Origin of the sequence: Roseibium sp. MMSF_3544 (assembly GCF_030732845.1) — a bacterium.
Classification (GTDB): domain Bacteria; phylum Pseudomonadota; class Alphaproteobacteria; order Rhizobiales; family Stappiaceae; genus Roseibium.
This window is the reverse complement of sequence record NZ_JASHKA010000007.1, coordinates 137,326-151,568: the sequence shown is the minus strand read 5'-3', so window position 1 is coordinate 151,568 and position 14,243 is coordinate 137,326. Positions and strand designations below refer to the sequence as shown.

Annotated in this window: 14 protein-coding genes; 4 read left to right on the top strand and 10 right to left on the bottom strand. The window is 58.1% G+C overall.

Annotation, left to right across the window (positions count from 1 at the left end; all coding sequences use genetic code 11):
- Positions 1-2: 2 nt before the first annotated feature.
- The 6 genes from RBB47_RS12335 to RBB47_RS12310 all read right to left on the bottom strand — a co-directional run bounded on the left by RBB47_RS12335 (position 3) and on the right by RBB47_RS12310 (position 5,583).
- On the bottom strand, positions 3-668 hold the full coding sequence (locus tag RBB47_RS12335) for a GntR family transcriptional regulator (RefSeq protein WP_305986106.1): 666 nt from the start codon (positions 666-668) through the stop codon (positions 3-5).
- A 128-nt stretch (positions 669-796) separates the two neighbouring features.
- Positions 797-2,266 carry an aldehyde dehydrogenase gene (locus RBB47_RS12330; protein WP_305986105.1) on the bottom strand — a complete coding sequence of 490 codons (1,470 nt, stop codon included), beginning with the start codon at positions 2,264-2,266 and terminating at the stop codon, positions 797-799.
- A gap of 9 nt (positions 2,267-2,275) precedes the next feature.
- Entirely contained in the window at positions 2,276-3,310 is a 1,035-nt protein-coding gene (locus RBB47_RS12325) for an LLM class flavin-dependent oxidoreductase (RefSeq protein ID WP_305986104.1), read from the bottom strand.
- A 2-nt stretch (positions 3,311-3,312) separates the two neighbouring features.
- On the bottom strand, positions 3,313-4,236 hold the full coding sequence (locus RBB47_RS12320) for a flavin reductase family protein (RefSeq protein ID WP_305986103.1): 924 nt from the start codon (positions 4,234-4,236) through the stop codon (positions 3,313-3,315).
- Positions 4,233-5,012 carry an alpha/beta fold hydrolase gene (locus tag RBB47_RS12315; RefSeq protein ID WP_305986102.1) on the bottom strand — a complete coding sequence of 260 codons (780 nt, stop codon included), beginning with the start codon at positions 5,010-5,012 and terminating at the stop codon, positions 4,233-4,235. Before RBB47_RS12315 ends, RBB47_RS12320 begins: the two co-directional genes overlap by 4 nt.
- Positions 4,984-5,583, bottom strand: a complete 600-nt coding sequence (locus RBB47_RS12310) for an amino acid synthesis family protein (RefSeq protein ID WP_305986101.1) — start codon at positions 5,581-5,583, stop codon at positions 4,984-4,986. The genes RBB47_RS12315 and RBB47_RS12310 overlap by 29 nt, the downstream gene beginning before the upstream one ends.
- Before the next feature lie 172 nt (positions 5,584-5,755).
- Here RBB47_RS12310 and RBB47_RS12305 point away from each other — a divergent pair, with 172 nt between their 5' ends.
- Positions 5,756-6,652: a LysR family transcriptional regulator gene (locus tag RBB47_RS12305; protein ID WP_305986100.1), complete on the top strand. Its 897-nt coding sequence runs from the start codon at positions 5,756-5,758 to the stop codon at positions 6,650-6,652.
- 36 nt (positions 6,653-6,688) lie between these two features.
- Here RBB47_RS12305 and RBB47_RS12300 read toward each other — a convergent pair whose 3' ends face one another.
- The 4 genes from RBB47_RS12300 to RBB47_RS12285 form a co-directional block, all read right to left on the bottom strand.
- Positions 6,689-7,033 carry a DUF6362 family protein gene (locus RBB47_RS12300; protein ID WP_305986099.1) on the bottom strand — a complete coding sequence of 115 codons (345 nt, stop codon included), beginning with the start codon at positions 7,031-7,033 and terminating at the stop codon, positions 6,689-6,691.
- 159 nt (positions 7,034-7,192) lie between these two features.
- On the bottom strand, positions 7,193-7,357 hold the full coding sequence (locus tag RBB47_RS12295; protein WP_305986098.1) for a hypothetical protein: 165 nt from the start codon (positions 7,355-7,357) through the stop codon (positions 7,193-7,195).
- Positions 7,358-7,519: 162 nt separating this feature from the next.
- Positions 7,520-7,882, bottom strand: coding sequence for a hypothetical protein (locus RBB47_RS12290; RefSeq protein WP_305986097.1), 363 nt, complete (start codon positions 7,880-7,882; stop codon positions 7,520-7,522).
- 53 nt (positions 7,883-7,935) lie between these two features.
- Positions 7,936-8,298 carry a hypothetical protein gene (locus tag RBB47_RS12285; RefSeq protein ID WP_305986096.1) on the bottom strand — a complete coding sequence of 121 codons (363 nt, stop codon included), beginning with the start codon at positions 8,296-8,298 and terminating at the stop codon, positions 7,936-7,938.
- Between the two features lie 162 nt (positions 8,299-8,460).
- Here RBB47_RS12285 and RBB47_RS12280 point away from each other — a divergent pair, with 162 nt between their 5' ends.
- The 3 genes from RBB47_RS12280 to RBB47_RS12270 all read left to right on the top strand — a co-directional run bounded on the left by RBB47_RS12280 (position 8,461) and on the right by RBB47_RS12270 (position 14,237).
- Positions 8,461-9,186, top strand: coding sequence for a LexA family transcriptional regulator (locus tag RBB47_RS12280; protein WP_305986095.1), 726 nt, complete (start codon positions 8,461-8,463; stop codon positions 9,184-9,186).
- 153 nt (positions 9,187-9,339) lie between these two features.
- Positions 9,340-9,666: a hypothetical protein gene (locus tag RBB47_RS12275; protein ID WP_305986094.1), complete on the top strand. Its 327-nt coding sequence runs from the start codon at positions 9,340-9,342 to the stop codon at positions 9,664-9,666.
- 173 nt (positions 9,667-9,839) lie between these two features.
- Positions 9,840-14,237, top strand: a complete 4,398-nt coding sequence (locus RBB47_RS12270; RefSeq protein ID WP_305986093.1) for a P-loop NTPase fold protein — start codon at positions 9,840-9,842, stop codon at positions 14,235-14,237.
- Positions 14,238-14,243: the final 6 nt, after the last annotated feature.

The following is a 14,243-nucleotide window of genomic DNA, read 5'->3' as shown; positions in this document are numbered from 1 at the left end:
GTTCAGGCGCCGAGGTCAGCGCGGATATCTTCTTCAAGCAGCGACAGCGCGGCGTCTTTGTCCCGGCCAAGGACTGCTTTCTGCAACCTCTCCAGTCGGTTTGCGCGGGCTGCAAAATCAATGCGCCCCTCCCGAAGCAGAGCAAGGCGAAAGCGCCGCGACTGGTTGTAGAATTTTCCGGCCACCTGGATCAGCCGGGGCGATCCACAGGCTGACAACATCGTTTCCATCGCCCCCCGGCACGCTTCGTCCCATTGCAGGGCCGTAACATCGTCGGGCTGCGCCTGGACTGCGGCTTCGGCACGGCTGAGTGCATGAAGGGCGGCAACGACGCGCGCTTCCCAAGCCACGTCACCGCGGTCGAGCGCACGCGCAAGCCCCAGTTTTTCGGTCTGCAGCCGCATCAATAGAATGTCTTCAAGATCATCCTGTGTTGCAGACGTTACACGAAAGCCGCGCTGGCTGGTCGCCTCCACCAGACCTTCGGCGGCAAGCATCCGCAGGGTTTCTCGCATGGAATGGTTGGAGCCGCCGTAGGACTGCCGCAGTGCTTCGATCTTGAGTTTTTCGTCAGGCCTCAAAACACCGAAGGATATATCCCGGCGGATAGCCGACGCCAGCATGGCGACGACTGTTTCGTCATCCCTGTTCCATCCACCAAAAAGCATTCTGTGCCCTATTTGAAAAAATATTGGATATTTTTCCAATAATCGACGAGGCCATGTCAAGTGCTACGACACATGACCTCAGCTTCTTGTCAGACGCAAATTAAGGTTTTGACAGAAACAGGACGGTTTCACCGCATAACAAACGGATTTGCCATCGGCTGGTCCGACATGTTGATCCATGTCGTTTTCGTCCGCGTGTAGTCGAGGATTGCTTCCAGACCCGCTTCGCGCCCGTATCCGGACTGGTTGTACCCGCCAAAAGGCGCGATCGGAGAGACAGCCCGATAGGTGTTGATCCAGCAGATGCCAGCCCGTAGCCGTGACGACACCCGATGAGCCCGCGCGACATTCTGCGTGAAGACGCCGGAGCCAAGACCGTAAGGCGTCTCGTTGGCCAGCGCGATCGCCTCCTCTTCCGTATCGAAGGGCAAGAGTGACATGACCGGGCCGAACATCTCGACTTGCAGCGTCGCCGTCTGTGGCGTGGCGCATTCGACCAGAGTTGGCGCCATGTAATTGCCGGGCTGCGCCAGTGGCGCACCGCCAAACCGTATCCTGGCACCATCTGCGATGGATTTCTCCAGCGTTGTTTTGATCTTTTCAACCTGTGCGCTGGTGCAAAGCGGCCCGACATGCGTCGCCGCATCCAGCGGGTCGCCGACAACAATCGCTTTGGCTTTCTCTTCGATCCGCTCGACAAGCGCATCGAAAATTGACTGGTGCACAAACCCGCGTGTCCCGGCAACGCAGCTTTGACCGGATGCCCCGAAATTGCCGGCGATCAGTCCGTTGGCCGCCCCTTCCAGATCCGCGTCTGCGAACACGATGATGGGCGACTTGCCGCCGAGTTCAAGGGTGGTTACGGCAAAGTTTTCAGCCGAATTGCGAACGACATGACGTGCCGTCTCAGGTCCACCGGTAAAGGCAATCCGGTCGACATCCGGGTGACGGGTCAGTGGAATGGCGCAGTTCTCGGCATCTCCCGTGATCACAGAAACGACGCCCGGCGGAAACCCTGCCGCTTCAACCAGCCTGGCGAACTCCAGCATTGGAGCCGGGGCAATTTCCGAAGCTTTCAGTACAACAGTGCAGCCGGCAGCAAGCGCGGGACCCAACTTGGTCGCCGTCAGGAACATTTGAGCGTTCCATGGAACAATTGCTGCAACCACACCGATCGGGTCACGCTTCGTGAACACGTGCATGTCCGGCTTGTCGATCGGCAGTACCTGGCCTTCGATCTTGTCCGCCAGGCCTGCATAGTAGCGGTAGTAGTCACCGACATATTTGGTCTGGCTGGCGGTTTCGGCCAACAGTTTGCCGCTATCCGTCGTTTCGACTTCGCCCAGATGCGCGGCGTTTTCTTCAATCAGCTCGGCCAGACGGTAAAGCAGCTTGCCGCGCGCCGTTTGTGTCATGTCTCGCCAGAGAGGATCGTTGAGCGCACGGCGTGCCGCGGAAACCGCGCGGTCCACATCTTCCGGCGCAGCACAGGCGAACGTTGCCCAGTCTTCACCCGTCGCCGGGTTCTCGCTCGACATGACGAGACCACTACTGCCTTCGGTCCAGGTGCCGTCGATGAATAGCTGATAGTGCTGCATCAAATTCCCTTACCCGAATGCCGGCATCACATCTTCGATAAAGCGGCTGAGCGATGCCCGTTTGCGCTCCGCGCTCATGCCGCTGTCGATCCAGAACGAAAACTCATCATAACCGAGATCCTCGTAGCGTTTGATCCGGTCGATAACCTCCTGGGCCGTTCCGATGGTCAGGTCGCGGGCGAGGTTCTCCGGCGCCATCATCTGGTTGGCAGCCATCTCTTCTTCCGAGAGCTCGGCAATCAGACCCTGTGAGACAGGGCGCTTGTTCTGAAACCAGGCCCCAAAATAGCAATAGAACCGAGACAATTCCTGGCTTGCCCGACAGACATCGTCGCTGTCGGAACCGACATATGTGTGGTGCAAGATCATGATCTTGGGCCGCGGACCGTCCCAAGAGGCACAGGCCTCGTTGAACCGTCCCATCAGCGTTTCGGCCTCCTCAAGCCCCTGCCAAAGCGGTGTCACCTGAATGTTGAACCCGTTCTGGACACCGAATTCGTGACTGTTCGGATCGCGCGCCGCAATCCAGATCGGCGGCCCCTCCTCCTGCAGCGGTTTCGGAGACGAGGTCGAGGCGGGAAAGTTGAAGAACTCGCCGTCATGCGCGTGGTCACCTTGCCAAAGCTTTCGCAGCAGCGGTGTCGTCTCGCGCATGCGCTGACCTGCTTCCCACGCGTCCATCCCCGGCATCATCCGTTCGTATTCGTAGGAATAGGCCCCCCTTGCGATCCCGAGCTCGATCCGTCCGCCGGTCATGAGATCGGCTGCGGCCGCCTCCCCGGCGAGTTTGATCGGGTGCCAGAAAGGAGCAACGATCGTTCCCGTCCCGAGCCTGACGTTGCTGGTGTGATGAGCCAGATCGACAAGCGACAGAAACGGATTGGGTGCAATGGTGAACTCCATGCCGTGATGCTCACCTGTCCAGATCGCCCGCATTCCGCCTTCATCGGCCATCCTGCAAAGCGACAGAAAGTTCTCGTAGAGCTCGGCGTGAGGTTCTTCCGGCGTCAACCGTTCCATGTGAGCAAAAAGGGAAAACTCCATGCTCAGGCCCTTTCGTTCAGACGGTGGGTTTCACCTGAAACCGAATCACCGAGATAGAGGTTGAAATTTCGCGTGCGGACCTCTTCTGCAAAGCGCTGCATCATGCGCGCAGTCGCCGGTGAGTTGAATTTAAGGCCCGCAAGGTCGGCGAAGGGAATGTGACTGAGCGCGCATGCCCCGTTCACGGGACCTGCCTTTGCCAGTAGATAGGCAAAATGGGTTTCCTGGGCATGATCGTCGAAGACTGAAAACACCGGTCCGAGATCCGCGCTCACGCCGAGATCTTGCAACTCGGTTCGCAGGCACTCTCTCATTGAAGTCCTGTCGGGAGCGACGCACTCCGGCAGTTTGTAGCCCTCCGGTGTCGGCCTGAGAAGAACGCCCTCCGCTGTCTCCACGACAGCACCGCATACGTTCTTAGTGGCTCCTGGGTCGCGCGTTTGGCGCTCAAGACCGAGACTGAAAAACTGGCCGTTTGCGTAGCCGATGCCACGTCCCTCCCGTTGAAAGAAGTCCGTGACCTCACCCATGAGAACCGAATGGTCGCCTGCTGGCACAATCTGGTGTGTCTTGCAGGAAAACGTCGCGATTGCCCCATCGATCACCGGGACACCGTGTGCGTTGCACGTATGAACCACACGGGCGAACCGGTCGCCCTTGTAACCGGCAAAAATATTGGCCACGTCCTCCTGGCCTTCGCTCAGCACACTGACCGCGAACTTCTCGCAGGTGGAAAAGACCGCGTAGCTCGACAGGAACTTGCCCGGGCAAACGAGCAGAAGCGGCGGGTTCAACGAAACCGAGGAAAACGAATTGGCCGTAAAGCCGACAGGACGGTCTTCAGCATCCAATGCCGTGACCACGGTCACACCGGTCATGAAACGGCCGAAAGCATCGCGTAAGTCGCGCGGATCAATCTTGCTCACGATGAACACCCTCCTGCAAACTCCGAAAGGACCCGGTTCACGATTTGCGAATGGGTCATCGGCATCATGTGCGCGGCGCCTTCAACGATCCTGGCCGTGCCATTTCGGGCCAGTTCCGCCATGGCTTCGCTCATCAGAGGCGTGGAGTTCGGTTCCAGCGCACCCGTCAGGAAAAGAGCCGGGCAGCGTAAGGCTTTCAAAGACGCCTCGCTTGGACCGTCCTCGCTGGCGAACACGGTATAGGCGGACCTGTATCCAGATGGGTCCGTGCCGATAAGCCAGTCTTTGCAGGCCTGACGTTCCGGGGACGGCTCGTTGCCGAACCAGCGCGTCAGCGTTGCTTCCGGGTCGGCCGTGCCAGCGCCACTGAGGCTGTTGGCGCGGTCCTGCACGCTTTTTCGCGCCGAGGCGCTCCGCCTGTAAATCGCGTTGAGCGCCGCAACGCCTTGCACCCGGTCCGGGTAACGGGATGCCACGTCAAGCGCGATCATGGCCCCCATCGAGTGTCCGGCAATCACAGTGGGCCGGTCCAGCAAGTGCGCGACCGCGTCGCCAAAGTCCTGCAATGAAGCGTTTGCCGGCAAAGCCGTACTCTCACCGTGTCCTGGAAGATCCGGCGCCAGGATTTCGAAGCGACCGGACAAAGCGGCAATCTGGGCGTTCCAGGCTTCCGCACGCAGTCCGACCCCGTGGATCAGCAGCAGGCGCGGTCCTGCGCCCGACTTGACCACAGCCAGTGCGCCCGCTTCAGACCGCGGCTGGGTTGTCCACGTCATGGCCCATCTCTTTCAGATCCTGGTACCTGTCTCCGATCCTGTGAAAAGGCCGGCCCGAAGTTGCCCCGCCCAGAACCACGACAATTTCGTCCGCCCTTGGCGCATCAGGGATCGCGAACTGGATCGTCAGGTAGTGGGATCGCCGGCCGGCATCGTTCTTGTCCATGAGCGGCACCATGATCGGCGCGTTCGCCGGTCCGCGCGTGTTTGTGAACGCAAGATATGATTTCGCCCCGACAGCTTGCCGGTAATGGTTGCCGAACCGCAGCGTATGGATCAGGCCGGAGGCATGTTCCACCTCCCCGTCTAGGCCGACAACGGCAGCTTTGCCATAGGCCTCAACGGCATCGCCGCTTCCCGCCAGCTTGATGACGCGTTCCGTCAAGAGGCTGCCGAGCACGGGACCGAAAGCCTGGATCTGCGGATTGAGGTCCTCGACGAAACGTCCCGCCCAGGGGTTCTGCACCACGGCAGCGACTGCAAACATGCGCCAGGGCGTTTCCGCCTTTCGAAAGCCCTCGATCAGGACTTCCTCCTCAAAGGTCACGATTTTCCTGATGTCTGGATCCATCCCCGTCCTCCACGACAACACCGGACGTCGAAAATTCGGACCGTCGCCGGGTTGCAAGAATGAGTGTCAGCCCCCTCCAGGCTGATCGATCCAATATCAGGCGCCTTGACTTTTTGGACAAACGATTGATTTTTGGTCTCAGGCATTAGTCAAACTTATAGGTAACTTGATCATGGCGATTTCACTGCCGCCGCTGAACTGGTTTCGCGCCTTCGAAGCGGCCGCCAGAAACTTGAGTTTCACAGCGGCGGCAGAAGAAATCGGAATGACCCAGTCTGCTGTCAGTCAGCAGGTCAAATCACTGGAGCTGCGTCTGGGCGTACCGCTTTTTGAGCGCAAGGCCCGCGGTCTTGCCCTCACTGACCACGCCCGCCGGCTCCTCCCGCAGGTGGACACCGCCTTGGCGACCCTGACCACGGCGACAGACGCTTTCGTGACCGATCAGGAAAAAGAACTGCTCACCGTTTCAGCCTCTGTCAGCGTCATTCAGTGGGTGATAGCTCCCTTGCTGCCGGACTTTACGGATGACCATTCCGACATCTCGCTTCGATTGATCAGCGCCGTCTGGCCGGATGAATTCACCCGGATCGCAGCAGACGTCGAGATCCGCTTCGGGTCACAAAAGCAGGCAGGAGAAGAGGCCCGCCTGCTCGGTTCCGACAGACTGATCGCGCTCAAAGCCCCTGGCCTGCAAGGCAGAATTGAGGACCTGCCCCTGATCGAAGCCGTGGGTATTTCCGATGGCTGGAAATCCTGGGCGCGCGCCACGGGTGCCGCGACAAAACCACCGGCGCTATTCGTGGATTCCTATGGCCCCGCGCTTCAGCTGGCAGTTCACGGCAACGGTGTTTGCCTGGTCCATGAACTGCTAGCCGCTCATCCAAGGCAGCAGGGTCTCATCGAACTTGCTCATGACGTTCCGGTACCGGCGCATGAAAGCTACTATCTGTCGGTCAAATCAGACACGAAAGCAGCCCGCGCCTTCAGCGATTGGATTTCCGGAACGGTAGGGCAGCTGCTCTCAAGTGGTGCAAACACAAAAAGCCCTCCTGCCAAGAGGGGGAAGTAGACCGCCTTCCCCAACTGGAGAGTAGAAACGCTTCGATCAGCTGGCTGATTTCAGTCTTTCCACCAACTGTCCCAGCACAACCTTGTTCCGGCTCGTCACGGTAGTGCGTTTCCAACCGTACTTTTCGCAAAGCTTGCTGAAGGAGCCGCCGCCCGCCTTGCACATGACCTCGAACTGAAGCGCGCGCCGGGCGTCGGGTTGATCGATCAGTGCAAACCAGGTCAGCGCTTCTTCTGCACGCGTGATCTGAGCGGGCGGAAACACCTTGCGCCTTTTTGCTATCTTGCGGCGATACTCCGGCCAGGCTGTGAGGATTGTTTTCGGACCGTCTCCCTTACCGGTCACCGCGATCACTTCAACAGCCTCGATCAGCCGTTCCATCACATCCCCAGGCTCTCTTGGCCGCGTCGAACAACCCATGCTTGAGCACCTCTTTTGCAATTGGATTTGAGAAATACCGGGAACATCCCTTTCCTCACTCCAACTTGCGAAGAGTGCTGCGCTTGAGGATCCGCTCACCTTCGGACCTGATGATATCAGTTAGTGTGCTTCTGTATCGCGAGCCTTGAGATAGCCTTGCTCCCAGAAGTCGAAATAGTCGGCCTCGCGTGGATAGGGATTGTCGGTTTGCGACTTGCCCTGGCGGAAGGCCTCCGCGCCGCGCTCGAAGGCATGGATCTGTGCCTTCGTCTGATATGTATTCATGTGCCCCACCGAAAACTGCGGCAATCATGTCGACTGCCTTGCCCCTTGCCCCCATCGGCTGGACAGCGCACCACAAGGAAAACGCGCATTCTTTGCTCAGCACTACACAGCCGGTGATTGCTGACGGGAGTGTAATCAACTTCCCTGTTGAGGCAACTGGTCTCAAGCTGCTTTCCCCCGCAATTCAGAAGACATCATCCGGTCGAGTTCGTAGGACAAAAGCACCGCCAGCGTAATCGTCGGAGCGCCGGGATTAAGCTCCTTGGCGCTTTTGAGCAGAGCTCCCAGGTCAAGCGTGTCGAATAGATTCAGAAAATCTCTGTGCAGGATCCATTCAGACTTGTTCAACACAAGCCAGGACACGGCGGTGACGACCGTCGCTGACCAGTTTCCCCGGTTGTGGGGGGTGTTGATCAATCCGAAAACCAGCCGCAAGTGCTCTGCGCCGTGTTTCTTCAATAAGGTCTGACAAGTACGCCGGGCCTTCGATTGGTGACGCCCCTCGATACGCTTCGCAGCTGACACAAAGTGCACTCCATACTCGGCAGCAATTCTGTCCACTTGCGCGCCTGACGACATCAGCGGCCCTCCGTATCTGCGGGCGTGGTTTTCCTTAAAGCAGCAAACGACGCCTCGGCCCGCTCGCGCGCGCTCATGCTCAAATGTTTATGTTTTGTTCTCATAACTTTACCAAGATCGGCCCGTGCACGCTCCTTGCCAATCCGCTCTGCAGCAGCGTGATGTCCTTCGGGCGATTTCATGCGAGAGCCGCCGGACGCCAGCTCGGACCTCAGGCTCCGCAGCTCCAGCGTTAGCAAACGCGTCCGAGCTTTTTCCAGCGCGTATTCGTCTTCAAGACGTGCGCTCGGTTTTTCGGCTCGCAGTCGAAATTGGGCGACCCTGTCCCTTGCTTCTTCAATTTGCTCCTTCAGTCCGCTCACAAGCAGCTCCTCTTTTGCCTTCTCACTACAACCACTTCCCGAGGTTCCTTTTCTCCCTGAAACTCACACGCGAATCGTACGCATATAACGTACACTTGTCAACGCAAGTTCCATACGCTACAACGAAGTTCACTCCGTTGGGACAAGATTGCCGATAATGACATGAACGAGACCGGATTATCCCTGCACACCAGGCTTCAGGACCTGAAAGAAAGGTCCGGCCTTTCGCTTCGGGCCATTGCCCGCGAAATGGGATATTCCCAGGCCTCGTCCATTCAGCGGTACTTTTCAGTTGATTATCCAGAGACTGGTCTGCCGGCGAATTTCATCAGCAAATTGCTGGCCGTCCTTCCCGGCAAGGGCGAACCGGCGATCACCCGTGAGGAGGTCCTTGCGCTCGCAGACGGCTCGGTTGCCGAAATTCAGCGCAAGGCCCCGGCATTACCAAAGACCGGCGTTCCCGTCGTGGGCGAGGTCGCTGCCGGACTGTGGATGGAAGCGGCGCTTTTTGAAACTGAAAATGCAGAAGAATCAACGATTTCATATGATATACGTTTCCCCCCGCACGCCCAGTACATTGTGCGCGTCCGTGGTGAGTCGCTCAACAGGATTGCAGCCAACGGCGATCTGCTTTTGTGTGTTGACTATCTCGCCGCCGGCATAGAACTGAAAGAAAATGATCTGGTACTGGTTGAGCGCTCCCGCGACAACGGCATGACCATTGAGCGCACGGCCAAGCGTCTGGTCAAGCTGAATGGCGAGTCCGAATTGATGCCGGAATCTGACGATCCGAGGTTCCAGGACACGATCCTTTACCGGGAAGGTGATTTCGACCATACGGAAGTCACCATCAAGGCCAGGATTGTTATGGTGTTCAAGCCGCTTTAGGACCGAAATCTTTGAAGGAGGGGTTGGCCTCGGCAGATCTTGTCGCCGTCAGCATCGACGCCGCCTCGATGCTTTTTGCGTACAGAATTGCTCATTAAGCTTGAAATGTACGCAGTATGCGTATATTCTTTCCTTCAGTTGAAGGAGGCATTTATGAAGGTTGATCTCGATACGTCGTTCTTTTCGGTCGTTTGCGAACTTGGAAATGCTCTCTACACACCGGAAATCGACCTCACCGACATGAGGGTTGGCCAGCTAATTGAAGACATCCGGACAGGACAGTACGAGAATGTCAGGGCAGTGCTGGAGTGCAACCCGGTAGAAGGCTGGTGCAACGACATCACGGAAGATGTACTAACGGCGGCCTTTCCCGAAACCTCAGACGGCGAGAGCCACATCCAGGAGGAAGACTGGTCGGACTACAGGCGCGATCGCATCGATGCCTGGCGCGCGGGGGTAGTCTCCCGCGCTGCGGCCTGATCCAGGCCCCAAGATCTTGGCTCGCCAGTCGTTTGGCCAAACAGGGTCCTTGAATGCATTTCTACGGTTACCCTTTTCGGCAATACCCTTTGAACACACACACCAATTACGTTTACACTTGGCATTGAACGCGCAAGAGTTTCGAAAGCCCAGATAGAATTGCTGAGTGGGCGATGGACAAGAAACAAAGTAGCACCGCCAGGAAAATAGAAGGCAGAACCATTTGGGACTGGCTTGTAGATCCGCTTGTGCGTGCTGCCGTTGCCGGTGTTTTGGCGGTCGTTTTCTTTGCCGTGGCCTATTACGGCTTTTCCGTATCCAAACCGTCAGGCAGCCCGTTTTGGGATACGTCCACCTCCGTATTGCCGCCGGTCTTTACCAGAGATCATGAACCAGCCTATGCGGGTCACGAGTACAGGCCTGTCGGACCGCGCGACCAGTTCTTTTTCAAGGAGCGGCTTTCGAAATGGTCCTCGGTCGATCAGCCCGTAAAAGGACTTTTGCGCGCTCCCGGAAATTCTCCCTGGCGGATTGACCGCAGCGCGGATGACAGACCGGATGCAATCGTCACCCGTCTCTTTCTCAGCAACGACCGTACCCAACTGGGCGCGATCAGCGTGGACGGTGAAGTCCACTTTTACCAGAACGAATCCTGGCAGCTGCAGGAAACCCGTGTGCGTGGAGGCGCTGAAAGTCTCAGGTCTTCTGCACAGATTGCCGGAGATCTGCTCGGGGCAAGCTACGCCGTCTTTTCGCCGGATGGTTCGAGGATCGTCACGACGTCATCGGACGGCACGAACAGGATCTGGGATTCGGTAACCGGCGAGGAACTCGCCATCTTGTCCCAGGACACCGGAACAACCGCACCTCCCTATTATTCGGAAGACGGATTGCTTTTACTGGGCACGTCGGAGAACGGAACGGTTCTCCTCTGGGATGGGGTCACCGGTCAGCTGGTCAAGGAAATACAAAACGAACAGGGCCGCATGCTCGATGCTCGCTTTGTCCCGAACTCTTCCATGATCGCGATCGCATTTGATGATGCGACGATCCAGTTCATTGATCGCGAAACCGAGCAGTTGAACACCGTTTTCAAGGGCGACTACGGCAATGTTCTCGGCCTTGAATTTTCAAACGACGGCAGCAGGCTGTTATCGCTCACCGAATTCGGCATCGCGCAAGTGTGGGACGTGGCTGCCGAAAGCTGGTTGCTGGTTGCTGAGGAACCGAAACAGCCCATCCGGCTTGCAGCGCTCTCAGGCGACGGAAGCACGCTGATTACAGTGACGGAAGCTGGTACCGTAAGCAGCTGGAATGTCGACGCAGGAGACCAACAGTCGCCCACGATCGGCAACAGGGACATCCGGCAAATTCTTTTCGCTCCGGACGGAGAGCGTTTCCTGACCTTGTCCGCCAATGGAAGCTTGCTGTTGCACCGCCTTGGCGCATCCGAGATCGAACCCCGCGGCCTTTCGTCAGACGCCCGGATAATTGCCGCAGCGTTTTCCCCCGATGCGTCCCAGGTTGCTGCACTCCATCAATCCGGCCTCATTGAAATTCGTGACACGAACACCTGGGAACAGCTCACCTCCAATCCGGACGACGCCCAGTCTCCGACCGCTCAACAGACGCAGGAGCTGTTCGAAGCCTGGGGGGTTGGCCCCGTTGTCAGTGATAGCGGACTGATAAAGGGCCGTCTGTCTTTTTCCGGAGACGGCAGCCGGCTCATGGCGGTGCCAAGTGTCGGCTTCACCAACATTTATGAAATCCAGTATGCCAACGATCAGTCCGTCCGCCCCACGGCCCTCGATGCAAGGAGCCGCTTGATCTTCGGTGAGGAGCGGATTCAATGGTTCGAGGGAACGACGCGGAGAAACGTACCCTCGTCGTTTCTCCATCCTATCCACGCGGTCGCTGAAGTCGGCCGGAATGGAGACCGCGTCGCGGTGGGTGGCGCCGGGGCAATTTACGTCGGCATCCCTGTCAACGCAGAGTATGCACCCGATCTTCCGGATGCGGGTGAACTGGGCGGATTTGACTGGTACGTGGCCGTCGCCCCGTCCACGGCAGACATTGCACCATCCCTGCTCGCGGTTGATTTCGACGGTGACACGGGTGTCGCCGTTGGCGAGGCCGGAACCGTCATGGTCTCGCATGACAGCGGCACGACCTGGACTGCTGCTGCGATTGAAAACACACACGCGCCCCGCCTGACGGATGTCCGCGTCGATCGTGGCAAGAACTACGCGGTTGCCGTCGGACGCCCGGCATTCGAAGGAGCGCCTTCACACGCACTCCTCTACAAGACCAAATCGCTTCCCCAGCGGGGTGAAAACGGAGTTGGCGACTGGTCGCATATCCAGTGGGAAGCAGGCGCTCCGGTCTTCTCCTATGTCGCAATCGTTCTTGGTCTCTGCGCGTTGCTCGCCGCGATCTACTTCCTGCGCCTGTGGTGGCTGATCAAGAACAGCGACGAGCGTCCCGTCGCCGCCGGAAAATCAGATCGCGAAATCGGCTGGGATGATGAAGACGCGCTGGGACTGAAACAACTGGCGACGCAAGTATCGCTGTTCTTGCGCAATGCGCAGACCGAACCGCCTCTCGTCATGGGCGTCGCCGGCGGCTGGGGCTCGGGAAAAAGTTCCCTCATGAACCTGCTTTGCCAGGACCTGAAACGGCGCGGCACGTCAGCGGTCTGGTTCAATGCCTGGCATCACCAGAACGAAGATCATCTTCTTGCCGCCCTGTTCGAGGCGGTGCGCTCACGCGCAATTCCCAGCATCTGGACCTGGCGCGGCCTCTTGTTCCGCGCAAGGCTCGTTGCACCGCGTCTTTGGGCCCAGCTCAAATCCCTGTTTCCGATCATCCTGTTGATCATGTTGGCCGTGGTTCTTGCCGCTCTTGCCATCACCGATCCGCAAATCGCCTGGCTGCATGAGCAATATGAAGCCTTCCTCAAGACGATATCGGAGGAAGAAGGGGTTTCGCTGACAGGGATAGCGGTCAAGGCAATTCCGGCGATCGGTCTGTTCTTGTGGCTACGCTCGCTTTGGATCGCGCTTCCGGCAAAACCCGTCAAACTCTTGCGGGACTTTGCGTCTTTCACAAGGCTGACCGATTTTCAGGACAAGCTGAGCTTCCGCTACAATTTCGGGAAAGCGTTCGGCGAGGTGTGCACCGCATTGCGCATGCCGGGTGTTCCCGGGCTGGTCATCTTCATCGACGATCTGGACCGCTGCCAGGCGAAATCGGTTCTGTCGATCTTTGAAGCCGTCAATTATTTTGTCTCGGTCGGCGACTGTATCGTCGTCATGGGCTTCGACCGCGCCCAGGTCGAACATTCCATCGGCGACGAACTGAAGGACATCGCCGACGGCATTCCGGACCGGGAAATCCCGTTCAATTTCGGCAAGTCCGAAACAGACAAGCGCCGCGCCTATGCCCGGCACTACATGGAAAAACTCATCAATCTTGAAATTGCGATCCCGCCAATGACGCCGGAAGCTGCGGCAGCTTTGGCGGAATCGCGCAAGGAGCAAAGAAGCGAACCGTTGGACGAGGACAAGAAGTGGCTGAATGTCCTGAAGCCTCGGGTCACCTTTGCGCTGCAAAACCTCTCCCGGCTCGCCCAGATTGTCGTGCTGGCAGCACTCGGCTGGTCCTTCTGGCTTTATGGTGGCTCTCTCTATGACAAAGTGACAAGCCTGACACCCACGCTCACAGCTCAGGATACGCCTGCTGTTTCCGGCGGTGCCGGCGGAACATCAAGTGGAACGGGATCCACGACCGCACCTCAAAATCAAGGACCGGAAGCAGCGCCCCTGACGCCAGTGCCGGTCCCGGCAAATGACGGTGTCGGCTCTGAAAACCCGGTTCTCGACGACCCCGAGCCTGCACCGACACCCATCGATCCCATGTGGAACTATCAGGAACTCTGGATTCTCGTCCCGTTCGTCCTCGGTCTGGCTCTTTTCGCTCTGTGGATTTATCTGCGCCGCGCCTATGAAATCTCCAAAAACGTTGAATACGACCCGAGCACATTCGTCGACGCCCTGAAAGACGCGAACCAGGTTATTGAAGGCATCAACGGCACGCCGCGCGCCGTCAAACGGTTCATGAACCGGATGCGTTTTGCCTCAGCGCGCATGCGCCAGATCAACTACAGGGTCGATTTCCTGGACCTGATCGCGCAACGCCTCGGATTGGTGTCCTACCAGTTTGAAGCCGGCGCAGAGAGCGCTCCCAAGATGAATGACAAAAAAGTCGTTGCGCTCGGTTCGGCCGAGGCCTTTCTGCAAGGCCTGCCAGAGCCTGACGATGCGGGTGGCGGCTTGGGACCCCTCGTTGATGCGCATTTGAAGAAAATGGACGCCGGCGAGGAGATCGCCAAGGTCGCAAACCGGGTAAAGAACCTGATCGGCGAAGCGAACGTCAACAAGGACGATTTGAGAAATTACGCCGAAACGCTTCATTCCTCGGCCTTGCTTGACCAAAGCGACCAAGGCGTCGCAACCGGCGAAAACGCTCAAAAGAGCGGCACTGCCACCTTGCCGAACCAGGCTGCCGAATAGAGACCC